A 26,331-nucleotide genomic window follows, 5' to 3' on the forward strand; every position below is an offset into this window, starting at 1 on the left:
TGAGATGGAACGATCTTTCGTTCATGTTTATACTGGTAACGGCAAAGGTAAAACAACAGCAGCTTTAGGGCTTTCTGTTAGAGCTGCACTTGCGGGCAAAAAAGTCTTTTTTGCACAGTTTATAAAAGGTATGGAGTATAGTGAATTGAAAGTGAGCCAATATATTAAAAACATCGATATTCAACAGTTTGGTAGGGAGTGTTTTATATACAAAAAACCTACAGAAGAGGACATAGAAGCAGCCAAAAGGGGAATGGATATTTGTGAGAAGATTTTAAAAGGCGTTGAATACGATTTGGTTGTGTTGGATGAGTTGAATATTGCTTTATACTACAAGTTGATTCCCCTGGATAGAGTTGTAAAAGCAATTAAAGAAAGAACTCCCTCGATAGAGGTTGTAATAACTGGGAGATATGCCCCAGAAGAAATTATAGAAATGGCGGATTTGGTTACCGAGATGAAAGAGATTAAACATTATTACAACCAAGGAGTTCAAGCAAGAAAAGGTATAGAGTTTTAAATAACAGTAAAAATTTAAATAAGCAAAGTTTCTTCGAAGTCGATTATTTAGGTATTCGAAAAATAATTTTCTGTTTTATTTTATTAATATGTATAATAAAAAAATAATGGTATAATAATATTAACAATGATAAGTTTTAGAGTTTCTAATTTTGTTCAATAAAAAAGGAGGAGATTTTTATTTCAAATTATCCAAATTTTCACACAGTGGCTATCGAGTATATGAATGATTCAAATTTAGTACATGAGGACCATCTTCACCCTGAAGTTATTTTATGGGTGAACTTTAGTGAGGAATCTAAGAAAGAATTTTTGGACAAGATAAAAAAACAAGATGAAGATTTAGCTCAGGATATCAGCGAGCACCTATCACAATTCAAAATTGAAGAAGAAGTGGTTCCCGTTAACTTACCACTAGATGTCGATACCGAAGAAGAATTCGACAAATTTATGTATTTCTTAGGTGAATTGGCAGAGATCGTTGATTTAAAAGCGTATTCAGTGATTACTGAGGTGTCGCTAGCCGATGAAGAGAGCGAGAAAGAAGATTTTGAAGATCTATACAATTTCCCCGCAATATTCAGCGAGGAAAAGGAAGGAAGTTGCTATTTAACGGTATTCGATTGGGATTTAAAAGAAATGGAAGAGTATTCTGGTAAGTTTGAGAAAAACGAAAAAGATATTGAAGGTCTGAGATTTCCTTTCTTTCAAAGCTAAAACTTTAAAAAAACCCTCTGGAATCAAATAGAGGGTTTTAAACTTATTAAAGTTAGAATGAGGTAGAGGGGGGTATAAAATTGATAAAAGCGATAAATTTAACAAAAAAATTTAAAGATTTCACCGCTGTTGATGGAATCAACTTAAACGTAAGTGCGGGGGAAATTTATGGTTTTCTTGGTCCGAACGGTGCAGGGAAAACTACAACTATAAAAATGCTCACAGGAACACTAAAACCAACCTCTGGTCAAATTTTCATCATGGATAAAGATTACAATAATTACGAATTGGAGATAAAAAGAGAAATTGGCGTTGTGCCTGATGAACCAAAAATGTATGAGAACCTCAAAGGCAGTGAGTATATAGAATTTGTAATGAACGTATACAAATTAAATTCAAACGAAATTCATTCTCGATTCAACGAAATATGTGATGCCTTTGGGATAGATTACCTCAATGATTACATAGGTGATTATTCTCATGGTATGAAACAAAAATTAATGGTTGCCTCAGTTTTGATGAGAAAACCAAAGGTAATTTTTTTGGATGAGCCAACCGTAGGTTTGGATGCCCGAGCAGCGAGGATACTCAAAGAACTTTTACAAAAATACAAGAGCGAAGGCTCCGCGATATTCTTTACGACACATATCCTTGAAATAGCAGAAAAGATGTGTGACAGAATAGGGATCATCGATCACGGTAGGATCCTTGCAGAAGGTAATTTGGAAGAATTGAGATCTCTCTCTAAACTAGGAAATAGGAGTTTAGAGGACATTTTCTTGGAATTAACAGGGGGTAGTGAAGTAAAAGAAATAATCGACGAACTTTAGAGGGGAGGTTCTGAGACAATAATGAATGAATTAAAATTGTTGTTAAAATACTCCTATAAAAACAAATCTCGACCAACAAAAAATAAAAAAGGGATAGAAAGAGGTTCAGGTATGCTCTCCAGTGTAATGAGCTATCTGATAGTCCCAATAATTTTTTTAGCTGTTATCATTCCTACGATGCTTGCAGCTGCAGGTTCATTTAATTTAAACATTCCGTTGAATCAAATAGGTTTGGATTCTAATTATACTTTGTTAGAGCTAATGTTTGCACCTTCCTTTTTATTTGTAAGTGCGATTTTTGTTTTACAATTTTCCCCATTAATTGTAACTACGCTTTTTGATAACGATATGATGGACATCCTTTTGACCATGCCCATTAAAAGGTCAACACTCTTTTTTTCCTCTACTATAGATAGTTTAATCATGTCTGGAATAGGGAGTGGAGCCTTCTTATCAATAGTTGTCTCGTATATGATTTTGAAAGGTTCAAATATTATTCTATCTATCTTGGGTATTATAGGTTTTTTTCTTTTTTTGATCTCTATATCGATTGTAATAGGATTAATTATGTCTTTCTTTGTTGGTAAAACATCTGCAAAAAGAATTGCCCAATTAACTTATTTCATAGGCCTTATCTTTATGGTCTTAATACCCCAATTTCTCCCCCGTATGATGACTAGTGATCCACAAAACCTTGTGGAAGGCATGGGGAACTCTCTTAAAGTATTTATGAACCCTCTTTGGCCACATGCTCAGTTCATCAACGCTATAAACGGCAGTATCTTTTCTCTTGTATTCATCTATGCTGTTTCGATATTGTTCTTTTACTTGGTATATAGATACTCGAACAATCTTGATTTCTCAACCTCTAGGAAAAAGTCAAAGGTTAAAAAAATTGAAAAATTTAAAACCAAACGTCTGCCTCTTTTTGAAAAAGATAGAAAACTTCTTTTCAGGAATTCCCAATTGATCTTTATGATGATTTATCCGGTGGTATTGCCGTTCATATTCTTTTTCACAGGTATGCAAGATTTATCTTACATAACTATCTTTTTTGTGTTGATAGCTGCAGACTACTCTGCCATGATTTCTGCATATATGTTGACTGAAGAAATAAAAATCTGGCCCGTTCCAAAGTTATTTCCTTTCAAAACAAGAACTATGGTGAACTCAAAAATAATGATTTCTACAGGGCTTTATACAATTGAGTTCATCGCTCTTATAATAGTTTTCTCCATTGTGCTAAAATTTAAATTATTTGATTTGATACTTATAATTCCTACTGTCATATTGTTGTACTATTCATCGCTATTAGGGACAAGAATCTTTCTCAGCGATCCAAAAAGAGATGTATCCCAAATGAACAAGGTTTTCAAAGGGAAAGAAGTATTGGTTATAGAATTGATAACAATGGGGTACGCTGCGGCTATTTTTGGCTTGCTATTTTTTTATGACCTAATGCTTGCCCAAGGTCCGCTTTGGATCTTTAAAAATATCAGCATGCAGCTTACTTCTCTAATAATACTTGGAACAGTAGCTGTGCTATTGCTTGTAATTATAAGATCTATTGGAAAAGAACAAAGAAAGATAAACCAGTACATAGAAGCAATGGAATAACATTCCGTTGGTGAATCTAAAAATTGGATTGAATTTCAGTAGTACTTTAATAAACCCTCTATAGAAATTGTAAGAGGGTTTTTCTTATTTATTAGAATGTGTGCTATCATATATTTTAGAAGGGTTTTCTTTATAGGTGGTTACGAAACAATGGAAGTATTTCTTCATTCTTATAGGCGGATTGCGGAACGATGGGAGTAATTCTTCCTTCTAATGGGGTGGGCTGTGGAATGATGGAAGTATTTCTTCATTCTTATGGTCGGACTGCGGAACGATGGGAGTAATTCTTCCTTCTAATGAACGGGATGCAGGATGAAAGGGTAAAAGATTCTTTTCCTTATGGGTGGGCAGCGGGGCGAAGGGGCGCTAAATATAATGTTTTAGAGCTTTTTAAAATAGTGATTGTATAAAAGGGGGAACCACAATGGTAGAAAATAAACGATTGAAAGTTACTATTTTATACGATAACACAGTGTATGACAAAGATCTCCAAGCTAATTGGGGATTTTCTGCTTTGATTGAAGTAGGAAAAGCACCTAAGATACTTTTTGATACCGGTGGAAGTGGAGATATTCTGTTAAATAACATGAAAAAGCTAGGAGTTGATCCATCTACAATAGATGAGGTTTTTATATCTCACAACCACTATGATCATGTGGGCGGTTTGTCGGGTTTTCTCTCAAAAAACCCCGATGTAACGGTTTACGTTCCTCCATCTTTCAGGGGAGTGAAAAATGCGAAAGAAGTTATTACCATAAAAGGTCCTATTGAAATACATGAAGGCATTTATTCCACAGGAGAATTAGAAGGGATAGAACAATCTCTTTGTGTAAAAACTGAAAAAGGAATAGTAATCATAGTTGGATGTTCACATCCAAAGATGGAAAATATATTAAAAACCGCTTCAACATTTGGAGAAGTATACGGAATAATTGGAGGGTTACATGGAACACCTGCAGAATCTTTGAAGGGTTTAAAACTAATTTGTGCAACACATTGTACCCAACACAAAGAAGATATAAAAAAACTTTTTCCAGAAGCCTATATAGAAGGTGGCGCTGGAAAGGTTGTTGAAATTTAAAAATACTAAAGACAATAAAATATCAAAACATATTATACAAGGGGGATGAGGTATGGAAAAGTCTGTAAAAATAAGCAGAAATATGTTTATAACCTCAGCACTAGTTATTTTTTCTATCATGATGATCTCAGGGGTATTAACAATTTTATTGCCTGCGGGGGAGTATCAAAGAGAGTTTATAGATGGAAGAACAGTCATCGTAGAAGATTCTTACCAGACAATAGAAAAACCAAATTATCCCTTTTGGCGATGGTTTACCGCTCCAATCGAAGTATTATGGAGCTCTGATGCACCCCTTATAATCACTATTATTGTGTTTATATTGGTAGTTTCCGGTTCGATCTATATTTTGAACAAAAACCATGTCATCGAATACATCATTAATAAAATTGTTAAAAGGTACAGCAAGCAAAAAAACGTTTTATTAGGTTTGATGATTCTAGTTTTTATGCTTTTAGGTGCATTGATGGGGATTTTTGAAGAAATTGTCCCTTTAATACCGATTGTAATAATGTTTTCAGTTTCCTTGGGTTGGGATGACCTAACAGGTTTGGGGATGAGTTTACTCGCAGCAGGATTTGGTTTTTCTGCAGCAATAGCGAATCCGTTCAGTTTAGGGGTGGCACAAAGAATAGCTGAAATCCCACTTTTTTCGGGAATAGGTCTCAGAATAATTATTTTTATCACTACTTACCTACTTTTATTCTTTTTTTTGAGGAATTATGCTAAGAAGCACCAAAAAGAGGTTGTTGATCAGCAAATAGAAACCATCGATTATGATGTAAATACTTCAAAAGCTTCTAAAATTTTAATAACAATAATTTCAATTTTGTTTATACTGATTTTAATTTCTGGTTTTACTGGATTTATGAGTGGTCTTATGTTGCCCGTTGTTGGTGTGTTATTCATGGTAGGAGGTTTTTTATCGGGTTTGGTTGTTGAAAAAAGTATTTCTAAAGTATTCAAAGATTTTTTAATAGGGATGAGCAATCTGTTGCCTGGAGTCATATTGATTCTCATGGCTATGTCGGTAAAACTGATAATTACCAATGGAAAAATCTTAGATACGATATTGTACAATGCATCTATTGTTATATCTGAATCTGGAACTGTCGCTGCAACTTTTTTGATTTATTTGCTTTTTTTTATTATGAATTTATTTATAGGTTCAGCTTCAGCAAAAGCATTTTTGACTATGCCAATTGTAGTTCCTTTGGCAGATTTGGTTGGAATCACTAGACAAACCGCTGTACAAGCTTTCGTTTTTGGAGATGGGTTTAGTAATTTGTTGTATCCAACTAATGCAGTGTTGTTAATTTCGTTGGGAATTGCTGGAGTTAGTTATTTAAAATGGTTTAAATTCATTTGGAAGATTCAGCTTGCTGTGTTTATTCTTTCTTTGCTATATTTGTATATTGCAGTAAAAATAGGATACGGTCCTATATAATAGGAGATAGAGAGATGTATGATTATTCCTATGATTATGATGAGTGTAGAAAAAACTTTTACACCTTTGAAAATGAGCTAAAGAAATATTATTCTACAGTTTCTAATGATTCCTATTCAATTGAAGAGGACAGTTATATTGATAGTTTTTTATGTCAGAACGAAGGTAACAGAAAGTTATTTCTTATTACAACAGGCGAGCATGGAATAGAAGGATTCGCGGGTAATGTGTTCATGCAAATATTCGTTAAAGAGTTTTTACACCGAATAAAAAATCAAGAAATTTCGTTGTTTCTCATTCATTCCTTGAACCCTTGGGGGATGAGGCATAAAAGAAGAGTAAATGAAAACAACGTTGATTTAAATAGAAATTTTCTTTATCAAAACGAGGATCTAAACAACGAGTCATATGAAAAAATGCAAAGGTATTTCACTAAAAAGGGGTCGGTTGGTGTTTTAGATTCAAGTTTAATATTAGGATTTTTTGAATTGCTACCTTATTTATTAAAATTAGGCACAAAAGGGGTAAAAGAGGCTCTAACCAAAGGGCAATATGATGATAATAAATCTGTTTATTATGGCGGAAAAAAAGAAGAGAAATCAACTAAGTATATAAAAGGAATCTATGAAAGAGTTTTTAATAGCTATGAATTTATCCTCCATTTAGACATCCATACTGGGGCAGGTTCAAAAGATAAATTGTTGATTGTTAATTCTGCCTTTGACAAAGAAGATTGTAATATCAGAGAAAAGCAATTTAATTATTCTCCTATTACCCAAGCGAAAAAAGAAACTTTTTACAGTATAAATGGAGATATGATAGATTATATATACAAAAAGTATCACAGTACTTCGAATTTCTATTCTACGTGCTTGGAATACGGTACATATGGTGAAGGATTAATAGGTCAACTGAAAAGTATAAAAAGTTTGGTTTTAGAAAATCAAGCTTGGTGGTATGGTACAAAAAATTCTCAAGTAAGATCGAAAGTTGATAAATTATTCAGAGAAATGTTTTTTCCGGAGCGTAACGAGTGGCGAAATTCTTTTGAAGAAGATACTAAAAAGGCATTGAATGGAATATTGAAATATTTTGAATTTTTAAAGTAGAGAACAAAAGCATACTATAACTTTGAGATATGTTTTTAATAGATGCAAACTTAAAAAATTGGAGGGATATAATTTTGAAAATTAGCATAATAGGAACGGGAAGAGTGGGTTCAAGTACTGCTTTTGCTTTAATAAACGCAGCAGTTGCTGACGAGATCGTTCTTTACGATCTCAACAAAGAAATGGCTGAAGGTGAAGCATTGGACTTATTGCATGCAACAACCTTTCACAAAAGAATGATTATAAGGGCAGGGGAATATAGTGATATAGAAGGAAGCGATATAGTATTAATTACAGCAGGAGCTGCTCAAAAGCCTGGTGAAACAAGGTTAGATTTGACAATAAAGAATGCTAAAATAATAAAAGGCATTTCAGAAAATATAAAAAAATATGCTCCAAATACGTTGATAATAAACATTACTAACCCTGTTGATGTTATGAGCTATGTTGTGTGGAAAGTAACTGGTTTTGAATCTAATAGGGTAATTGGGACTGGAACAATATTGGACACCGCAAGATTAAGAGCCTTAATAGGGAAAAATTGTGGAGTTTCCCCAATGAGTGTTCACGCCTATATAATAGGTGAACATGGTGACTCAGAGTTGGCAGCGTGGAGTTCGGCAATGATTGGAGGTGTTCCAATTAAAGGTTTTTGCCGTAATTGCCCGTACAAAGATAATTGTAATAAAGATCTGAGTAAGATTTTTGATGATGTAAAAAATTCTGCTTACACTATAATAAGCAAAAAAGGTGCAACTAATTATGGAATAGCTTCAGCAACTACTGCACTGGTAGAATCGATAATTAAGAATGAAGGAAGAGTATATACCCCTTCCGTGTTGTTGGATGATGTGTACATAGGATATCCTGCGGTTATAAACAAAGACGGGGTGGAACGAACTATCGATATAACTTTGAATGATGAAGAAACAGAAAAGTTTGAAAGTTCAAAAAGCATAATAAAAGAATATCTCGAATCAATCAAAAACTTACTTTAAGGGGGAGAGCAACTATGAAAAAATTTTTAAGTATATTTTTATTGCTTATACTGTTTTCTATAACCCTCTATTCAATCGAATACATAACCCTATCGTCAGATCTATCAGAAAACTTAGGTGGAAGAGTAAGTATTCCATTTTTTTACGGTACAAAGGATGCACCAAGTGCCTTTCTTTTAAACAGTTACTTAGTAAAAGATGTTGAAGATTTCTTAAGTGAATATCTCGATCAGCTTTATGGTCTTAGAAATAGTATAGACGAATCTGAGGAACCATACGTTCAAGTAGTTATAGAATCAGAAATAGGATTTGTTTCAGACAGTTTTGTGAGCTTTTACACTGATTATTTTTCTTATGTTTATCACCAGGCTCATCCAATGACTACAAGAAAAACTTACAATTACGATCTAACTCTCAGTAAATTCCTCAATCTATACGATTTCTTAGCTTTATACAGTGAAGACACAGGCGAATCTTTTCGAATAATCAAAGAAAGCATAATCGAAGAAATAAATGCAGACCCTAAAATTTATTTTAATGTTGATGAAACTTTAGACACGATAGGGTATGATAGAGATTATTATATTACAAATGAAGATTTTGTTGTAATCTATCAACTTTACGAAATTGCTCCATATTCATCCGGTATAAGAGAGTTCAAAATACCTCTTAAAGAATTGGGCATAGAAATTCAATAAGAAATGTCAGCAAACTGTGGGTGGGCTGCGGAATAAAAGGGCAATGCCTTAGCTCTTCCTTATGGGTGGGCATCGGGCTAAAGGGATTAAAATACCCCTTTCTTTATGGGGGGCTGTAGGGATAAAGAGATTAAAAAAACCTTTTCCTTATGGGTGGGCAGCGGGGCGAAGGGGCGCTAATAAAGACTAAGCACAGCGTAGAAAAAAGTTCATCTTTCAAAAATAATTAATGGAGGGAAAACAACAACATGGATGTAATAGAAATAATCAAACAAAGAAGATGCATAAGAAAGTTCAAGCAAGACCCCATCGATGATGAAATATTGAAAGAGTTAGTAGATTGTGCAAGGTTAGCACCTTGTGCTTCAAATAAACAACCATTAGAGTTTATAATTGTAAAAGATAAAGAAACTTGCGAGAAAGTCTTTGAAAATTTAGGGTGGGCTAGCTACATATCCCCAAAAGGGACTCCTAAAGAAGGAGAAAAGCCAACTGCATATATTTTTATTTTAGTCAACAAACAAAGAGCCACAAAGTGGATTGGTCACGATATAGGAGCTGCCTTTGAAAATATCTTGTTAGCTGCATGGTCAAAAGGTATAGGTGGATGCCCAATTGTAACTATCAACAGGAAAAATGTAAGAGAAATCCTAAACGTCCCTGATGACTACGAGATCGATACAGTAATTCCTTTAGGTTATAAAGGGCATGACTCTTTTGCAGAAAACAACGACGAGAAGGTTGAATATTATATGGACGAGAACGGCAATTTCCACGTTCCAAAAAGGCCTCTTGAAAAGGTTATTCATTTTGATAAATTTTGATTATAATTATTGATTTGGAACACAGGGAGGACGACAAATGGCTCAAAATAATCTTGATACCAAAACTTTAGAAAACTGGCTTTGGGAAGCTGCTTGTAAAATAAGAGGACCTATAGATGCCCCCAAATACAAGGATTATATCTTACCTTTGATATTTTTAAAAAGACTCTCTGACGTATTCGAAGACGAATTGAACGAGTTATCAGAAAAGTTTGGTTCACTTGAGACAGCAGAAGAATTTAGCAGGATTGATCCAGGGTTAGTTCGTTTTTATTTGCCACCAGAAGCGAGATGGTCTGAAGTTGCTAAAAAAACTACAAATGTCGGAGAATATTTAACCGACGCCGTAAGAACAATTGCAAGATACAATCCCAAACTTCAAGGTGTAATAGATATTGTAGATTTCAACGCAACTGCAGGTGGTCAAAGAATTATAAGTGACGATGTGTTGGTAGCATTAATTGATGTTTTAGGAAGACATCGTCTTGGCTTGAAAGATGTTGATCCGGATATTTTAGGTCGTGCATACGAATATTTGTTGAGAAAATTTGCCGAAGGTTCTGGGCAAAGTGCTGGTGAGTTTTACACTCCTGGTGAGGTAGCGATTTTGATGTCAAAAATCTTAGACCCAAAACCAGGTAATGAAGTCTATGATCCTTGTTGTGGATCTGGGGGCTTGCTGATTAAAGCTCATCTGAGATTTAAAGAAAAATACTCAGAAGACAGAACTAAAGAACCTCTTAAATTCTATGGGCAAGAAATCTTGCATTCAACGTATGCAATGGCAAAAATGAATATCTTTATACACGACATGGAAGCACAAATTGCCCTTGGAGATACGATGAATAGACCTGCGTTTACAACTTCTGAAGGACCGCTCAAGAAATTCGATTTAGTAACTGCAAATCCAATGTGGAATCAAACATTCTCACAATCTGTTTATGAAAACGATCCTTACAATAGATTCGTTTTTGGATACCCTCCATCAAACAGCGCAGACTGGGGATGGATCCAGCATATGTTTGCTTCATTGAAAAATGATGGTAAGATGGCTTTAGTAATTGATACAGGTGCTGTATCAAGGGGTAGTGGAAATGTTGGAAAAAATAGAGAAAGAGATATAAGAAAAGAATTTGTTGAAAAAGATCTTGTAGAATCGGTTTTATTACTTCCTGAAAATTTATTCTACAATACTTCAGCACCAGGGGTTATCATAGTGATTAATAAGTTAAAACCAGCACAAAGGCAAGACCAGATACTTCTCATAAACGCATCAAAGCTCTATGAAAAAGGAAGACCTAAGAACTTCTTGCCTGATGAGAGTGTTGAAAGGATAGCAGAGATCTATCTCAACTGGAAAGAAGAAGAGGGAATAAGTAAAATTATTTCTAAAGAAGAAGCCGCGAAAAATGATTATAACTTAAGCCCCTCCCGTTATGTTGCTCAAAATGGTGAAGACGAAACACTGCCTTTGGAGGATGCTGTTGTGCAGTTAAAAGAGGCAGAAGAAGAAAGAAAAGAAGCCGATGAAAAATTAGAGATTATTTTAAAAGAGATGGGATTATGGAATTAGATCTTTACCAGAAAGAAGAATACAAAGAGACAGAACTCGGCTTGCTACCGAAAGATTGGGAAGTTGTGAGGTTGGGGGAGGTTTCTGAACTTCAACAAGGTAAGACTCCTAAAAGAGATGATTATGAAGATTATAAAGGTTATAGAATTATAAAGGTAAAGGATTATGAAAATGAAAATAAAATATCAAATATAATAAAGGGGGATAGAAGTTTTGTAAAAACAGATTTTGGGGAAAGATGCAGAATTAAAGAAGGGGATAGTCTTATACTTTCTGCCGCGCATTCTTCTAATATCGTAGGTCAAAAAATAGGATATGTCAAAGAAATACCAAGTCAAAAAACTTTTTTTGTAGCTGAATTGATAAGAGTAAGACCTAAAAAAAACATCATTCCTTATTTCTGCTTTTTATCTCTTATTTTGATGAGTTCCAGAAACCAGATTAGGGAAGAAGTTAAAGGAGGTCATCTATATCCTAAAAATTTAGGAAAAATAAGAATTCCCCTCCCTCCGCTCTCTGAACAAAAAAAGATTGCCTATGTCCTCTCTTCAGTACAAGAGGCAAAGGAGAAGACTGAGGATGTTATAAAAGCAACAAAAGAACTCAAAAAGTCTATGATGAATCACCTGTTTACTTATGGGCCTGTAAGTTTGGAAGAAGTTGAAAAAGTACCACTTAAAGAAACGGAGATCGGATTGGTGCCTGAAGAGTGGGAAGTTAAAAACTTTGGGGAAATAGTTGAAATTAGAAAAGAAATTATCGACCCTTCAAACGGGAATTATATTTATGTTGGATTAGAGCACATTGAATCGGGAAATATAAAGCTTCGAAAAACTGGTCTAAGTAAGGGAGTAAAAAGCGCAAAGTATAAAATCTATCCAAATGATATCCTTTATGCAAAATTGAGGCCTTATTTAGACAAAGGTATTCTGGTGGAACAAGAGGGTATTTGCTCAACAGATCTTCTTGTATTTAAAGCAAAAGAAAATGTATATGCAAGTTTCATAGCGTATTTAGAACATACAAATTATTTTAGAGAATATGCAATTAAAACAATGACCGGAGTGAATCACCCAAGAACTTCTTGGCGTGCGCTTAGTCAACTTACCATTCCACTCCCTCCCCTCTCTGAACAAAAAAAGATCGCTTCAATTCTCTCAGCGATCGATCAAAAAATTGAGGCGGAAGAGAGCAAGAAAAAAGCCCTTGAAGATCTCTTTAAATCGCTTTTACATAATCTTATGACCGCAAAAATAAGGGTAAATCATTTGGAGAATGTTTTCGATGAATAAAAAATAATTTTTTCTTACTTTTGCCAAAAGCAAAGAGAAAATATTATTAATTTAGTGGAGAAAAAAGTGAGAAAGTGGTGGTGTAGCTATGGGCTTGGGAGATGAAAAATATTCTGCTCAGGATCCAATTATAAAATACGTACAAGAAGAATCTGCTGAATATGGATCATCAGAAGGAAGCAAGGTTTTTCTGAACCTTGGTTGGGAATACGTCAAACCTGATGAAGCCTTGAGGCTAAAAGGTGGAGAAAAAGGCTTAATATTCAAAGATGTATTTATAAAGCAACTTCAAAAACTCAATCCTGGGTTTATGGACCATCTTTCAGCAGAAAAAATATTAAAAGATCTTGAAAGGATTCCACCCAATATACAAGGTAATTTGATAATCTGGGAATTTTTAAAAGGACTTAAAACTATATTTGTACCCAATGAAAAAAGAGAAAGAAACGTAACTTTTTTAGATACCTACGAAATAGATAGAAACATATTCCAAGTTACCGATGAATTTACATTTACAAATGGGAGCGAAACAATAAGGGCAGATGTGGTGTTTCTTATTAATGGAGTCCCGTTTATACTCATAGAAACGAAAGCACCTCATAGAACGGATCCGCTTAATGAAGCCTATAAGCAAGTAAAAAGGTATCATCAGGAAGCGCCAGAACTTTTGGCTATTTTACAAATCTTTGGTTTGATAGATGTGATTCGCTTTTATTACGGTGCAACTTGGAATCTTTCAGGAGGGTCTCTCTTCGAATGGAAGGATGAATTAGATCAAGGTTATGAAACTTTAATTAAAACTTTTTTTGATAGAAAAAGAGTAATAAAGATACTTACTGATTTTATTCTTTTTACAAAGCAAGATGAAGAGCTTAAAAAAGTTGTTTTAAGGCCTCATCAAATGAAAGCCGTTGATAAGATAATTGAAAGGGCTAAAGATCCTTCAAAGCAACGTGGGTTAATTTGGCATACTCAAGGTTCTGGTAAAACTTACACTATGATTGTAACGGCGAAAAAAATAATAGAAGATCCCTTTTTTGAAAATCCGACAGTAATTATGCTTGTTGATAGAAACGAACTTGAATCACAGTTGTTCAGCAATCTGAAATCTGTTGGTATTGAAAATGTAGAGGTTGTAGAAAGTAAAAAACATCTAAGGCAGCTTCTTAAAACCGATAAAAGAGGTTTAATTGTTAGTATGATTCATAAGTTTGATAATATTCCTGCTGATTTAAATCTACGGAAAAATATTTTTGTTTTAGTAGATGAAGCCCATAGGAGTACGGGTGGGAAGCTTGGTACATTTTTAGAAGGAGCTTTACCAAATGCAACTTATATAGGCTTTACTGGTACTCCCATAGATAAGACAAATTATGGGAAAGGAACGTTTGTTACATTTGGTAAAGATGATCCCCCTAAAGGATACCTTGATAAATACAGCATATCAGAATCGATTAAAGATGGCACTACCGTTCCCTTGTATTATACGTTTGCGCCAAATAAAATGATGATTGAAAAAGATGTTCTTGAGAAAGAATTTCTGACACTGGCAGAGACACAAGGGGTTAGCGATGTAGAAGAGCTTAACAAGGTTTTAGAAAAAGCCGTAAAACTTAAAAATATGCTAAAAAACAATGATAGAGTTCAGTTGATATCAAAATTTGTAGCAAAGCATTTTAAAGAGTTTATTGAACCAATGGGTTTCAAAGCATTTCTTGTCGCTGTTGATAGAGAAGCATGTGCATTGTACAAGGAAGAATTAGATAAACATCTACCTCCTGAATACTCTAAAGTTGTATATAGTCAGAGTCAAAACGATCCTCCGCAAATGACGAAATATTATTTATCTGAAATGGAAGAGAAAAAAGTTAGAGAGAACTTTAAAAAGCCTGGGGAGCTACCGAAAATTTTAATCGTAACCGAAAAATTATTAACTGGGTTTGATGCGCCGATTCTTTATTGTATGTATTTAGATAAACCGATGAGAGATCACGTTCTTTTACAGGCTATAGCCAGAATCAATAGACCTTACAAGAAGGAAGAAAAAGATAAAAAGAACGGACTTGTTGTCGATTTTGTTGGAATTTTTAATAATTTAGAAAAGGCACTTGCTTTTGATTCTGAGGATATAGAAGGGGTAATCGAAGATATTGAACTTTTAAAGGAAGAATTTGCTCAACAAATGGAAATCGGCAAAGAGAAATATCTTTCTATCGTTGCCAAAAAAGATAGAGATAAATCTGTAGATGCTATCTTAGAATATTTTATGGATGAAGAAAAACGTAATGAGTTTTTTGTGTATTATAAGAAGCTGTCTGGTTTGTATGAAATATTATCTCCCGACAAATTTTTAAAGAAATATCTACAAGATTATGATACCCTTTCAAGGATGTATAAGATTTTGAAAAATGCTTATGAAAAAGGTGTATCTGTAGATGAGGAATTCACAGAGAAAACAAAGAAATTAATTCAAAAGTATACAAAAAATAGTAAAATTAAAGATACATTGGAAGTTTTTGTGATAGATGAATATACTTTAAAGAGGATTGAAGAAAGTAATGCTTCAGACGTTGAAAAGGTTTTTAATTTATACAAGAGTATTGAAAAGACTGTTGAAGAAGAAAGCGTAGAATATCCAATTCTCATTACAATAGGAGAAAAAGCGGAGAATTTACTTTTCTTGTACAAAAACAGACAGAAGAGTACAGAAGAAACTTTAAATGGCTTAAAGAACTTGGTACAAGAAACAAATGACAAGAAGAAGGCTCAAAAAGAAAGTGGAAAATCAGCAGCATTTTTTACCCTCAAAGAATTGTTGAAAGATGAATCGATCGATGATGCCGAGGATATTGCTGAAGAGTTCGAAAAAAAGAAGGAAACTTATCCTCTTTGGGATAAAGACGAAGTTCAAAAAAGAAAAATGAGACAGGAATTTTACAAGTTATTAGGGCCGAAAGGGCTCAAAGGCGAAAAAATAAAACAGTTATTCGAAAAATATCTCTACATTCTAAAAGGTAGGGATGTAAATGATTGACCCAGTTGATTTTAAAGCCGAAGTTTGGAATTTAGCTAGAGATATTAGGGTCCAGCCAAAAGAAATTCATATTCGTGAAATGAGTAAAAAATGGGGAAGTTGCTCTTCAAGAGGTAGGTTAACCTTTGATAAAAAACTTTTAAATGAGCCAAAAAGTTTTAGATTTGAGGTAATTATTCATGAATTATTACACTTGAGATACCCTAAACATGGAAAAATGTTCGATGCTTTAGTGCAAGAATATCTCAATAGAAACATTGAAAAAAACTAAAAAGGGGTGGAAGTTTTGTTCGAAATATCCGAGAAAAAGAAGTTAGCTCAAGATGTATACAGTGTTTGGGTTGAAGCACCAAAGATAGCAGCACATGCACAACCTGGTCAGTTCGTTATAGTTATATCAGAGGAAGATGGAGAGAGAATTCCTCTAACTATAGTTGATAAAACTGAGGATAAGATAAGACTCATATTTCAAGTGGTTGGTAAAAGCACGACGAAAATGTCAACTTTTGAAAATGGTGATTCCTTTGCCCACGTTGTTGGACCTTTGGGCAATCCCTCAGAAATCGATTATTATGGGACGGTATTATTGATTGGTGGAGGCATCGGTGTTGCCCCGATTTTACCTATTTTAAAGGCGTTGAAAGAAAAAGGCAACAGGGTAATATCGATTATGGGAGCAAGAACCGCTGATCTTTTAATTTTAGAAGATGAGTTTTCACAACTTTCTGATAAGTTGATAGTAACAACAGATGATGGATCAAAAGGTATGAAAGGTTTGGTTACCGATGGTATGAAAAAAGTAGTTTCAGATGGTGAAAAAATAGATAAGGCTTGGGCTATCGGACCAGTTATAATGATGAAGTTTGCCACAAAGACAGCTCAAGAACTTGGGTTTCCAATAATAGTGTCTTTGAACCCAATTATGGTAGATGGAACAGGAATGTGTGGTGGGTGTAGGGTAACAGTTGGAGATAGCGTTAAATTTGCCTGTGTGGATGGCCCTGAATTTGAAGGTGAGCTCGTTGAATGGGATGAATTGTTAAAGAGACTGGGGCAGTACAAAGTCGAGGAGAAGGAATCTTTAGAAGAAAAAAAGAAAAAACGTCCAAAAAAGATTTTGAGGAATAAAGTTCCTGTGAAAAAACAACCTCCCGAAGAGAGAAAGCATAACTTTCAAGAGGTTGCATATGGTTATTGCTTGGAAGAGGCTATGATGGAAGCCGATAGATGCTTACAATGTCCTGATAGCGCATATAATTGTATAAACGGATGTCCCGTTGGTGTAGATATACGAGGTTTTATAAGAGAGTTGAGAGAAGGTAATCTTACCAAATCTGCAGAAATACTGAAGAGTTACAACAATTTACCGTCTATTTGTGGAAGAGTTTGTCCGCAGGAGAATCAGTGTGAAGGTGCATGTACCCTAGGTAAATCAGGTGCTTTTGAACCAGTTGCCATAGGTAGATTAGAAAGGTTTGTGGCGGATTGGGAAAGAGTACAAAGAAAAAATGAAAAGAATAATATCCAAGTGTCTAAAGACAATGTCAAAGGAAAGGTTGCTGTTGTAGGTGCAGGGCCTTCAGGACTAACGGTGGCAGCAGATTTGGCAAAGATGGGATATTACGTAAAAATTTTTGAAGCCCTACACAAACCCGGAGGGGTCTTGACCTACGGTATCCCTGAGTTCAGACTTCCAAAAGAGATAGTATTTGAAGAAGTCGAGTATGTTAAATCATTGGGAGTGGAAATTGAGACGGATGTAGTGGTAGGAAAGACAATTACAATAGATGAAATGAGAGAAGAGTTCGACGCTATATTTATAGGTACAGGTGCGGGGACCCCCAGATTCTTGAATATCCCAGGGGAAAATTTGAACGGGGTTTACTCTTCAAGTGAATTCTTAACAAGGGTTAATTTGATGAAAGCATATGAGTTTCCTTTGGTTGATACTCCGGTTAAGGTAGGCAAACATGTGGTAGTTGTTGGAGCAGGCAACGTCGCGATGGATGCTTCAAGATCGGCGTTAAGGCTTGGTGCCGAAACCGTAACAGTGGTGTACAGAAGATCGGAGGAAGAAATGCCAGCAAGAAAAGAAGAATATGAAAACGCCGTTGAAGAGGGAATCAATTTTATGTGGCTGACTAATCCAATAGAGTGTAAAGGAAACGAAAAGGGAGAATTGACAAGTGTTGTCTGTCAAAAGATGAAATTGGGAGAACCTGATTCTTCTGGTAGAAGAAGACCTATCCCTATTGAAAATAGTTACGTTGAAATACCCGCAGATCTTTTTATCGTTGCTATAGGTCAAGAGTCAAACAAGGTATTACTCAATGCATTTCCTGAATTGAAACTGAATAAATGGGGTTATATAGAGGCAGATCCCGTTACCGGGGTTACTTCTGTTGAAGGAGTTTGGGCAGGAGGAGACATAGTTACAGGTGCAGCAACCGTTATCGAGGCAATGGGTGCAGGTAAAAGAGCTGCTAAGGCAATAGATGAATATATTTCTTCTAAGGTAGGAAAATTTTGATGGATTTTGAGAAAGAAAGTAGAATGATGGTTGAGTATCAGCTAAAAAGAAGAGGTATAAGCGATGAAAAGGTTCTAAATGCTTTTTTGAAGGTTAAAAGACATTTGTTTGTACCAAAAGATCTTGAGAGGTATGCATATGATGATTGCCCTTTGCCTATTGGCGAAGGGCAAACTATTTCTCAGCCTTATATAATCGGCTTAATGCTTCAATTATTAGAGTTAAGAGAAAACGACGTAGTTTTAGAGATAGGAACGGGATCTGGTTATCAAACTGCTTTACTTGCAGAGATAGTGCGTCTTGTTTATACGATAGAACGAAATGAAACGTTAGCCCAAAGAGCAAAGAATAAATTTGAGGAATTAGGTTATAAAAATATTGTTTTAGAGGTTGGAGATGGAACAAAAGGGTGGACAAAAGAAGAGATTGAGTTTGACGGAATCATAGTTTCAGCGGCAGCTCCAAAGGTTCCTGAACCTTTGTTTTCTCAACTTAAAATTGGTGGTAGAATGGTAATTCCAATTGGTTCTAGAACCTTTCAACGTTTACATAAAATAACTAAGTTAGAGGATGGAAATATGAAGGTTGAATACTCTGATGGATGCATGTTTGTTCCTTTAATAGGTGAATATGGTTGGTGAGAGTGTTTAGTTAAAATATAAAATATCCCGCAAAAAGCGGGATATTTTAATTATTAATATGGAAAAGTTATCTCAGGAACTTCAAATGATCCAATTTGGGAAGGATCTGATGGTATTATTAATTTGTCTTCTTTTATCAATTTTTTTAGATATTCGATTTCTACAAAGTATCTAATGGGCACCATGCTTCTTGTGTATTTCATTGGCGTTATACTTACTCCGTCTTCTTTCATACCTAATCTAAAAACACCAGATTCAAAGGTTCTTACGGACATGGCGGATTGAATGCCTTCAAAAGCAGCTGTGTCCACCCTTTTCATCGCACTTGTTAATACGTAACCCGGAGCCATGTAATCTTGATCTACATCCACGCCTATTGCAAAATAATTCTTTTCTAATTCATAGTATTTATCGATGATTTGCTCCAAAGATGCATTTTGGGGGAGATTGTACAGATTGCTTCCTCTTTCTTTAGCAGCATCAATTACTCCGTTACCCGTAGGTCCAGCTGCATGAAAAACAATGTCTGCTCCGTTCTCCATCTGTGTTAAAGCTAAACTCTTTCCTAAAGCAGGGTCATTGAAGGTGTTTGCATAGCCTGATACGACTTGGACATCTTCGTTATGTAATTCATTGTATACTTTAACCCCTGCTGCGTAGCCAGCTTCGAATTTGGTAACGGCAGGAACTGGAACTCCTCCTATAAATCCAACTTTTCCTGTTTTACTCATCATTGCAGCCAAATAACCTGCTGGGAAGCTTGATTCATGTTCGTTGAAAACATAACAAACTACGTTTGAAGGGACTACTTGTCCAGGAGATGGTTCGATATCTATCCCTACAAAATAAACATCAGGAAATTGGGGAGCTACGTTGAACAGAACATCCGTCATCATAAAGCCCACTGCGATTACAACGTCTGAATCTCTTGCAGCGTTAGATAGATTTGGTAAATAATCTGTTTGTTCAGATGATTGGATTACTGCAATTTCTACCCCTAATTCGTCTCTTGCTCTTAAAACACCTTGCCACGTTCCGTCGTTGAATGATTTGTCTCCTAGCCCTCCTACGTCGGTGACCATGGTTACTTTGAAAGCGAAAATAGTGGAAAATAAGAACAAAACAACAAAGAAAACACTTAGGTACTTTTTCATAAAAATCGCCTCCTATGTGGTTTATAATATTATAGCATATTTATAATTTAAAGTTTTACGAAGAGTAATTTTATGATTTAATGATATAATATAAAATATGGATCATGAAGTGGGCTACGTGGCTCTTCCCTTGCTGGGTTAAAGGCTTCAGATCCTTCCTTTTCCTTATGGGTGGGCTGCGGGGATGAAGGATAAAAACTTCTTTTCCTTATGGGTGGGCAGCGGGGCGAAGGGGCGCTAACAGATGTTTTAAAGCTCCTAAGGATAGTAAAAATATAATAATAAACAAAGTAATGAGGAGATACTTATGAAGAAGGTTCTACTGATATTTTGCATATTACTTCTTCCTTTTTCCCTTTCTCTATCCTTTAATTCTCCAAGCTTTATTTGGAGTTACGTCACGAGCTACCAAACAGATGAACTAATGTATTGGAAAGTTAACTATATCCAAAAATTAATAGACCTGATTGAAGATTATTTGCCATTTTTAGAAAGATCAGGCATAACTCTTCCTATCACTTCGGATATTGAAGTTCATTTTATTGATGTTGGCCAAGGTGATTCAGTTTATATAAAATTACCGAATAATGTTGATATTTTAATTGACGGTGGTAATAATTGGTATGGTGACGATGTAGTTACTTACCTCAAATCCCAAGATGTTGATGATATAGAGTATTTGATAGCTACTCATCCTGATGCAGACCATATAGGTGGGTTAGATGATGTTTTAAAAGCCTTTGAAGTTGAAAATGTCTATGCCCCGGATGTTTCCCACACCACGAAAACCTATAATGATTTTGTTTTAGAAGTGAGAAACGAAGGGACCTACATTAAAACAGCTAAGGCTGGGATTACTTTAATTAATCCTGCTTTAGCGGCTGTGATAGGTTGCCCTTCATTCAGCAATGTGTATTTTGTTGGACCGGTGAAAAATTATGGAACAGATCTTAATTCTTGGAGTGCTGTTATGAAGTTAGATTTTGGAAATTCTTCTTATCTTTTCACTGGAGATGCCGATAGAATTTCTGAAAAAGATATGATAGATAATAGTATGTTTTTAAAGGCAGATGTCCTTAAGGTTGGACATCATGGGTCCGATTCTTCGACCTCGCAAGAGTTTTTAAAGGAAGTTAATCCAAAATATGCGGTTATATCTGTGGGTAAAAATAATAATTACGGTCATCCAGCACAGGAAGTATTAGAAAGATTGGAAATGTGTAAGGTAGATCTTTTTCGTACAGATTTGCAGGGACATATTATAGCTATTAGTGATGGGAATAAAATAAATTTTAACGTTGAACCAATTAACATTGTTAATCTTATGGAAGATGCCCAAGAATCAACACCACAAAAAACTTCTATATTGATTACGCATTTAGATGTTTCTGATGAAAAGGTTACTATCTGCAACAATACTGATATAGACGTTGATTTAACAGGATGGGTTTTGGTTAGCGAAGTTGGGAACCAAAAGTTTAATCTTCCAGATGGATATATACTTAAAGCTGGAAAATGTGTGAATATTTTGTCAGGCCGTAACGCAATAGATGAACCTCCAACTAATTTAAAATGGACGGGCGCTTATATATGGAATAACGATAGCGATATTGCAGCCCTCTACGACGCAGAAGGGGTACTAATAAGCAGGGTTGAATTCTAACGTTTTGTCAACTACAATAATAAAAATTAATTAGAAATTGTGATTTTATGTTAAAAAAAATGCTTGAAAAAAGAGATCAGTTGTGTTATAATTCTTATGCTTAAATGAAGTTTCTATATTTACGGGGTCGTGGCGCAGCTGGGAGCGCGCTACCATGGCACGGTAGAGGTCGTGGGTTCAAGTCCCATCGACTCCACCAATATGAGGGAAATATTCCCTCATTTTTTATATATTAAATCTTTTATCATGGGTGGGCTGCGGGGCGAAGGGGCGCAAATCTAGATAGAATAAATATTTTAAAAATTAAATAATTTTAAATGGGTTACAGGGCAGGGCCCCGGCTAAGGGGCGCTAAAAACGTTTTTTTACGATAATATTCACCACGGCAAGGAGGCAGAGAAATGGAAGAGTATCTAACTTTTGATGATGTGTTACTACTACCGCAGTATAGCGAAGTTGTACCGAGCAGGGTTGATACTACATCTTGTTTAGTAAAAAATATCCATTTAAAGATCCCTTTTCTTTCTGCAGCTATGGATACTGTGACTGAATCCCAAATGGCAAAAGCTATGGCAAGAGAAGGTGCCGTTGGTGTTATTCATAAAAATATGTCGATTGAACAGCAAGCCTATGAGGTTTCAAAGGTAAAAAAGACAGAGAACGGGATTATATACGATCCCATAACAATTACGCCCGATACAACCGTTAAAGAAGCTGAAAAGATCATGAGAGAGTACAGAATTGGTGGATTACCAGTTGTGGATGATGATAAAGTTCTTTTGGGTATATTGACCAACAGAGATATTAGGTTTGAACAAAATATGGAAAAGAAAGCTAAAGAATTGATGACTCCCTACCAAAATTTAGTTGTAGCTGGTTCACATATTTCTTTGGAAGAGGCAAAAGAGATACTTCATCAAAATAAAATAGAGAAATTGCCTATAGTAGATGATAAAAGACATATAAAGGGTTTGATAACGATAAAAGATATTACTTCCGTAATCGAAAACCCAAACGCAACACGAGATGATAAAGGGCGTTTAGTTGTTGGAGCTGCTGTTGGTGTTTCAGAGGGTTTACAAAGAACGCAAGAATTAGTTGATGCAGGAGTCGATTTTGTAGTTTTAGATTCAGCCCATGGACATTCCAAAAATATTATTGAGACATTAAAAAAGATAAAAGAAAGATTCCCGGAACTCCCTGTAATTGCTGGAAATATAGCTACTGCTGAAGCTGCCAAGATGTTAATAGAAAGCGGAGCAGATGCAGTAAAAGTTGGAATTGGGCCAGGTTCTATTTGTACCACCAGAGTTATTTCCGGTGTTGGGGTACCACAGTTAAGTGCAATTATGAAAGTTTCAGAAGAAGCGAATAAATACAATATCCCTGTTATTGCAGATGGTGGGATAAGATATTCTGGAGATATCGTCAAAGCTTTAGCTGCAGGAGCCTCTACCGTGATGATGGGAAGTATTTTTGCAGGTACTGAAGAGGCACCGGGTGAAACGATAATTTATCAAGGTAGGAAGTTTAAAACATACAGAGGCATGGGTTCGATAGCAGCTATGGAAAAAGGGAGCAAAGATAGATATTTCCAAGAAAGTACACCAAATGAGAAACTTGTGCCAGAGGGTGTTGAAGCTATGGTAGCATACAAAGGTGAGGTAAAAGATGTTATAATACAATTAGTTGGAGGAGTCAAAGCTGGAATGGGGTATGTTGGGGCAAAAGATATCAAGGAATTACAGCAAAAGGCTAAATTTATAAAAATTACAACCGCAAGTATAACAGAAAGTCATCCACATGATGTAAAGATTACACGTGAAGCTCCGAATTATTTCTTTTCATCTTAGTTATTGATTTATGACGTATAATAGGCTGATCTTTCACCTACTTAAAGGGGTGGGCTGGCAGGGTCAAGGGATAAAAATTCTTTTATCCTTATGGGTGGGGAGCGGGGAGAAGGGTCGCTAAGACTAAGATTTAGAAGATATTCTTATAATTAAGCTTCAAAATTAAGGCTCTGATTTTAAAAGGGTCACAGGGCGGAGCCCTCCATCCCAGTTGGGTTAGGGACCGCAGGTCCCTCGTGGAGTATATGGAAGGGGAAACGATAGTATATATTTTAATGGAGAGGAAGTTATATGCAAACAAAAAACATTTTAGATTTTGAATATTCAGACTTGCAAAGTTATTTGCTCAATGAATTGGGACTTGAAAAGTTTAGAACTGATCAAATTTGTGATTGGATTTATAAGAAAAGAGTTTTTGATTTCGAATCGATGACTAATTTATCTAAAGACGATAGACAAAAACTCAGTGATAATTTTAAAATATCTATTCCTCATATTGTTAAAAAAGAGGTTTCAAAGATAGATGGAACCACCAAATATCTTTTGGAGTTAGAGGATAAGAACACTGTTGAAGCGGTAATTATTTACTACCCTTCAAGAACGATAGCTTGTATATCAACACAAGTTGGTTGCCCACTGAAATGTTCTTTCTGCTCTACAGGACAAAGCGGTTACGTTAGAAATTTATCGACAGGTGAGATCATTGGTCAACTGTTAGCTATGGAAAAAGATAAAGAGATGGATGTAAAAAATGTTGTATACATGGGAATGGGTGAACCATTATTAAATTTTAACAACGTTGTTCAAACCATAGAGATATTAAACCATCCAAAGATGAAAAAGTTAGGGGCAAGGCATATAACCATTTCAACCGCGGGAATTCCTCAGAAAATTGAGGAAGTAGGTGATTTGAACAAAGAGTTTCGACTTTCTGTTTCACTTCACGCACCAACGAATCTTCAAAGAGATCAAATAATGCCAATAAATCATAAATATCCGGTAGAGCAGGTTATTCAGTCATGCCGAATTTATCAGAAAAAAACAAAAAAGAGGGTTACTTTTGAGTATATTTTGATAAAAGGATTTAATGATTCAAAAGAGGACGCTTTGAAATTAGTTGAACTATTTGGTGATTTGAAAGTGATGGTTAATTTAATTCCTGTCAATGAAAATCCAGCGGGCTTTGAAAAGCCGTCAAAAAGGTTTATTCAAGCTTTTTTGGATACTCTCGTTAAGAACGGAATTGATGCTGTGGTGCGAGCTGAGAAAGGTAGTGATATATCAGCCGCATGTGGCCAATTAAGAACTAGAGAGTTAAAAGAAGCTAATAGGTGAACATAATGATTAAAGTAAGAAAATTAATAAAAAATTTGATATTTTTTATTTTAGGGATAGTTGCCTCTGGAATATTTGCCTTTTTTTTTATGACAGTTTTTGCCAATAGTTCCAATATGGTTGAGATTCCATATTTGATCGGAGAAGATAAAAAGGTAGCAATCTCTTCTTTAGAGGAATTAAATCTAATTCCAAACGTAGTAGGTAATGGAGAAAAAGTTTTGTATACCGATCCTGAACCTGGTACAAAGGTAAAAGAAGGACATCACGTAATAGTCCAACTTAGAGAGATGAATACTCTGAAGATTCCTGATCTGATAGGAATACCTTCCGGAGTAGCGCAACAGTTTTTAAATGAGTACAACATAGCCTTTGAAATTAGAAATCAATTAACTTATAAACCTGAAGAAAATGATGTGGTATTGAACATGTCTCCAACACCAGGAAATAATTATAGTGGAGAAAGGGTGATTCTCTATGTCGGTAAATATGAAGGGAGTAATCAATGAGTTGGAGAAAGGGTATAGTTGTTAGATTTCATTCGGATATGGTAACCGTTCAAGATTTGGAAAGTAATCAAAAAATTAACTGCTTTCTCCCTGGTAGATTTAAATTACAGAAGATTAGGCCCATTGTTGGCGATTATGTAGAGTATTCTAAGGACCAACAAAATGCTTATGGAAGAATCGAAAACATTTTAGAGAGAAAAAATGAATTATACAGACCTAGAGTAGCTAACTTGGATCAACTAGTTTTAGTTACATCAATTAAAGAGCCTCGAGTAGATTTGATAGTAGTCGATAAAATTATAGTTCTCGCTGAAAAAGAGAAGCTTGATGTAGTCATAGTGTTAAACAAAACGGATTTGCTTGGTAGTGACGAAGAAAAAAGAGAAATGGAAAGATTTATAGAAATATATGGTAAAATTTATCCTGTGATTCCTACATCCAAAATAACGAAAAATAATTTAGATATATTAAAATCATATTTAAAAAACAAAGTATCAACCTTTGCAGGTCCTTCTGGAGTTGGAAAGTCCAGTTTATTGAATGTTTTAGATCCAAAATTGAAACTTAGAGAAGGAGAAATCTCCAAAAAATTAGGTAGAGGTAAACACACAACAACTTATGCTGAACTGCTTTATTTTGATTTTGGAGGATATATAGTCGACACACCAGGTTTTTCGAGTTTAGAGCTAAGGGGAATAAAAAAAGATGAAGTAAGGCGTTATTTCAGAGAATTTTTGGAATTTGACGGTTTTTGCCAGTTTTCTAATTGTTCCCATACGGTTGAACCTGGATGTGCAATTAAAGAGGCTGTAGAGAACGGACAGATTTCATTGAGTAGGTATACCAATTATTGTCAAATATACGAAGAAATAGAAGATAGTTCACTAAAATTACAATAGGGGTGTTT

Annotated in this window: 22 protein-coding genes and 1 tRNA gene; 22 read left to right on the forward strand and 1 reads right to left on the reverse strand. The window is 35.1% G+C overall.

Features of this window, described 5'->3' with window-relative positions; genetic code table 11:
• Positions 1-4 precede the first annotated feature (4 nt).
• The 16 genes from cobO (at position 5) to PMOB_RS09775 (ending at position 18,910) form a co-directional block, all read left to right on the forward strand.
• Positions 5-520 (forward strand): cob(I)yrinic acid a,c-diamide adenosyltransferase, encoded by a 516-nt coding sequence (gene cobO / locus PMOB_RS09700; protein ID WP_012209670.1) that lies wholly within the window; start codon positions 5-7, stop codon positions 518-520.
• A 221-nt stretch (positions 521-741) separates the two neighbouring features.
• A complete protein-coding gene (locus PMOB_RS09705; RefSeq protein WP_146026671.1) occupies positions 742-1,236 on the forward strand; it encodes a hypothetical protein in 495 nt (164 codons plus the stop codon).
• A gap of 80 nt (positions 1,237-1,316) precedes the next feature.
• The gene (locus tag PMOB_RS09710) at positions 1,317-2,066 is read left to right on the forward strand and encodes an ABC transporter ATP-binding protein (protein ID WP_012209672.1); all 750 of its coding nucleotides are present in this window, start codon (positions 1,317-1,319) and stop codon (positions 2,064-2,066) included.
• 21 nt (positions 2,067-2,087) lie between these two features.
• Complete coding sequence (locus tag PMOB_RS09715; protein WP_012209673.1) at positions 2,088-3,683, forward strand: hypothetical protein; 1,596 nt, start codon at positions 2,088-2,090, stop codon at positions 3,681-3,683.
• 424 nt (positions 3,684-4,107) lie between these two features.
• Positions 4,108-4,764, forward strand: a complete 657-nt coding sequence (locus PMOB_RS09720) for an MBL fold metallo-hydrolase (protein WP_012209674.1) — start codon at positions 4,108-4,110, stop codon at positions 4,762-4,764.
• 52 nt (positions 4,765-4,816) lie between these two features.
• Positions 4,817-6,211 (forward strand): YfcC family protein, encoded by a 1,395-nt coding sequence (locus PMOB_RS09725; protein WP_012209675.1) that lies wholly within the window; start codon positions 4,817-4,819, stop codon positions 6,209-6,211.
• Between the two features lie 14 nt (positions 6,212-6,225).
• Positions 6,226-7,320 (forward strand): M14 family metallopeptidase, encoded by a 1,095-nt coding sequence (locus tag PMOB_RS09730; protein ID WP_012209676.1) that lies wholly within the window; start codon positions 6,226-6,228, stop codon positions 7,318-7,320.
• A gap of 74 nt (positions 7,321-7,394) precedes the next feature.
• Complete coding sequence (locus tag PMOB_RS09735; protein ID WP_012209677.1) at positions 7,395-8,318, forward strand: L-lactate dehydrogenase; 924 nt, start codon at positions 7,395-7,397, stop codon at positions 8,316-8,318.
• Positions 8,319-8,332: 14 nt separating this feature from the next.
• A complete protein-coding gene (locus tag PMOB_RS10355) occupies positions 8,333-9,016 on the forward strand; it encodes an RsiV family protein (protein ID WP_012209678.1) in 684 nt (227 codons plus the stop codon).
• Positions 9,017-9,264: 248 nt separating this feature from the next.
• Entirely contained in the window at positions 9,265-9,840 is a 576-nt protein-coding gene (locus PMOB_RS09745) for a nitroreductase family protein (RefSeq protein WP_012209679.1), read from the forward strand.
• Between the two features lie 37 nt (positions 9,841-9,877).
• Positions 9,878-11,413, forward strand: coding sequence for a type I restriction-modification system subunit M (locus tag PMOB_RS09750; RefSeq protein WP_012209680.1), 1,536 nt, complete (start codon positions 9,878-9,880; stop codon positions 11,411-11,413).
• The gene (locus PMOB_RS09755; protein WP_012209681.1) at positions 11,404-12,705 is read left to right on the forward strand and encodes a restriction endonuclease subunit S; all 1,302 of its coding nucleotides are present in this window, start codon (positions 11,404-11,406) and stop codon (positions 12,703-12,705) included. Before PMOB_RS09750 ends, PMOB_RS09755 begins: the two co-directional genes overlap by 10 nt.
• An 88-nt stretch (positions 12,706-12,793) precedes the next feature.
• Positions 12,794-15,739, forward strand: coding sequence for a type I restriction endonuclease subunit R (locus PMOB_RS09760; protein WP_012209682.1), 2,946 nt, complete (start codon positions 12,794-12,796; stop codon positions 15,737-15,739).
• Positions 15,732-16,010: a M48 metallopeptidase family protein gene (locus PMOB_RS09765; protein ID WP_012209683.1), complete on the forward strand. Its 279-nt coding sequence runs from the start codon at positions 15,732-15,734 to the stop codon at positions 16,008-16,010. Before PMOB_RS09760 ends, PMOB_RS09765 begins: the two co-directional genes overlap by 8 nt.
• 15 nt (positions 16,011-16,025) lie before the next feature.
• Entirely contained in the window at positions 16,026-18,269 is a 2,244-nt protein-coding gene (locus PMOB_RS09770; protein WP_012209684.1) for a bifunctional dihydroorotate dehydrogenase B NAD binding subunit/NADPH-dependent glutamate synthase, read from the forward strand.
• Positions 18,269-18,910, forward strand: coding sequence for a protein-L-isoaspartate(D-aspartate) O-methyltransferase (locus tag PMOB_RS09775; RefSeq protein WP_012209685.1), 642 nt, complete (start codon positions 18,269-18,271; stop codon positions 18,908-18,910). Before PMOB_RS09770 ends, PMOB_RS09775 begins: the two co-directional genes overlap by 1 nt.
• Before the next feature lie 53 nt (positions 18,911-18,963).
• Here PMOB_RS09775 and PMOB_RS09780 read toward each other — a convergent pair whose 3' ends face one another.
• Complete coding sequence (locus tag PMOB_RS09780) at positions 18,964-20,064, reverse strand: BMP family lipoprotein (protein ID WP_012209686.1); 1,101 nt, start codon at positions 20,062-20,064, stop codon at positions 18,964-18,966.
• 307 nt (positions 20,065-20,371) lie between these two features.
• Here PMOB_RS09780 and PMOB_RS09785 point away from each other — a divergent pair, with 307 nt between their 5' ends.
• The 6 genes from PMOB_RS09785 to rsgA all read left to right on the forward strand — a co-directional run bounded on the left by PMOB_RS09785 (position 20,372) and on the right by rsgA (position 26,323).
• A complete protein-coding gene (locus PMOB_RS09785) occupies positions 20,372-21,727 on the forward strand; it encodes an MBL fold metallo-hydrolase (RefSeq protein ID WP_012209687.1) in 1,356 nt (451 codons plus the stop codon).
• 123 nt (positions 21,728-21,850) lie between these two features.
• Positions 21,851-21,926, forward strand: a tRNA-Ala gene (locus PMOB_RS09790).
• Between the two features lie 202 nt (positions 21,927-22,128).
• Positions 22,129-23,580, forward strand: coding sequence for an IMP dehydrogenase (gene guaB / locus PMOB_RS09795; RefSeq protein ID WP_012209688.1), 1,452 nt, complete (start codon positions 22,129-22,131; stop codon positions 23,578-23,580).
• A 291-nt stretch (positions 23,581-23,871) separates the two neighbouring features.
• Positions 23,872-24,915 carry a 23S rRNA (adenine(2503)-C(2))-methyltransferase RlmN gene (gene rlmN, locus PMOB_RS09800; protein ID WP_012209689.1) on the forward strand — a complete coding sequence of 348 codons (1,044 nt, stop codon included), beginning with the start codon at positions 23,872-23,874 and terminating at the stop codon, positions 24,913-24,915.
• 5 nt (positions 24,916-24,920) lie between these two features.
• Positions 24,921-25,424 carry a PASTA domain-containing protein gene (locus PMOB_RS09805; protein ID WP_012209690.1) on the forward strand — a complete coding sequence of 168 codons (504 nt, stop codon included), beginning with the start codon at positions 24,921-24,923 and terminating at the stop codon, positions 25,422-25,424.
• Complete coding sequence (gene rsgA / locus PMOB_RS09810; RefSeq protein WP_012209691.1) at positions 25,421-26,323, forward strand: ribosome small subunit-dependent GTPase A; 903 nt, start codon at positions 25,421-25,423, stop codon at positions 26,321-26,323. Before PMOB_RS09805 ends, rsgA begins: the two co-directional genes overlap by 4 nt.
• The last annotated feature ends 8 nt before the right edge of the window (positions 26,324-26,331 follow it).

The organism is Petrotoga mobilis SJ95 (assembly GCF_000018605.1).
Classification (GTDB): Bacteria; Thermotogota; Thermotogae; order Petrotogales; family Petrotogaceae; genus Petrotoga; species Petrotoga mobilis.

What these genes read in the sequence shown, in the direction of transcription:
- PMOB_RS09805 (WP_012209690.1), top strand. Translation starts at nt 24,921, where the DNA reads ATGATTAAAGTAAGAAAATTAATAAAAAATTTGATATTTTTTATTTTA.
- rlmN (WP_012209689.1), top strand. Translation starts at nt 23,872, where the DNA reads ATGCAAACAAAAAACATTTTAGATTTTGAATATTCAGACTTGCAAAGT.
- PMOB_RS09765 (WP_012209683.1), top strand. Translation starts at nt 15,732, where the DNA reads ATGATTGACCCAGTTGATTTTAAAGCCGAAGTTTGGAATTTAGCTAGA.
- PMOB_RS09780 (WP_012209686.1), bottom strand. Translation starts at nt 20,064, where the DNA reads ATGAAAAAGTACCTAAGTGTTTTCTTTGTTGTTTTGTTCTTATTTTCC.
- PMOB_RS09755 (WP_012209681.1), top strand. Translation starts at nt 11,404, where the DNA reads ATGGAATTAGATCTTTACCAGAAAGAAGAATACAAAGAGACAGAACTC.
- PMOB_RS09745 (WP_012209679.1), top strand. Translation starts at nt 9,265, where the DNA reads ATGGATGTAATAGAAATAATCAAACAAAGAAGATGCATAAGAAAGTTC.
- PMOB_RS09785 (WP_012209687.1), top strand. Translation starts at nt 20,372, where the DNA reads ATGAAGAAGGTTCTACTGATATTTTGCATATTACTTCTTCCTTTTTCC.
- PMOB_RS09760 (WP_012209682.1), top strand. Translation starts at nt 12,794, where the DNA reads ATGGGCTTGGGAGATGAAAAATATTCTGCTCAGGATCCAATTATAAAA.
- PMOB_RS09715 (WP_012209673.1), top strand. Translation starts at nt 2,088, where the DNA reads ATGAATGAATTAAAATTGTTGTTAAAATACTCCTATAAAAACAAATCT.
- PMOB_RS09775 (WP_012209685.1), top strand. Translation starts at nt 18,269, where the DNA reads ATGGATTTTGAGAAAGAAAGTAGAATGATGGTTGAGTATCAGCTAAAA.
- PMOB_RS09705 (WP_146026671.1), top strand. Translation starts at nt 742, where the DNA reads ATGAATGATTCAAATTTAGTACATGAGGACCATCTTCACCCTGAAGTT.
- PMOB_RS09750 (WP_012209680.1), top strand. Translation starts at nt 9,878, where the DNA reads ATGGCTCAAAATAATCTTGATACCAAAACTTTAGAAAACTGGCTTTGG.
- guaB (WP_012209688.1), top strand. Translation starts at nt 22,129, where the DNA reads ATGGAAGAGTATCTAACTTTTGATGATGTGTTACTACTACCGCAGTAT.
- rsgA (WP_012209691.1), top strand. Translation starts at nt 25,421, where the DNA reads ATGAGTTGGAGAAAGGGTATAGTTGTTAGATTTCATTCGGATATGGTA.
- PMOB_RS09720 (WP_012209674.1), top strand. Translation starts at nt 4,108, where the DNA reads ATGGTAGAAAATAAACGATTGAAAGTTACTATTTTATACGATAACACA.
- PMOB_RS09730 (WP_012209676.1), top strand. Translation starts at nt 6,226, where the DNA reads ATGTATGATTATTCCTATGATTATGATGAGTGTAGAAAAAACTTTTAC.
- cobO (WP_012209670.1), top strand. Translation starts at nt 5, where the DNA reads ATGGAACGATCTTTCGTTCATGTTTATACTGGTAACGGCAAAGGTAAA.
- PMOB_RS10355 (WP_012209678.1), top strand. Translation starts at nt 8,333, where the DNA reads ATGAAAAAATTTTTAAGTATATTTTTATTGCTTATACTGTTTTCTATA.
- PMOB_RS09725 (WP_012209675.1), top strand. Translation starts at nt 4,817, where the DNA reads ATGGAAAAGTCTGTAAAAATAAGCAGAAATATGTTTATAACCTCAGCA.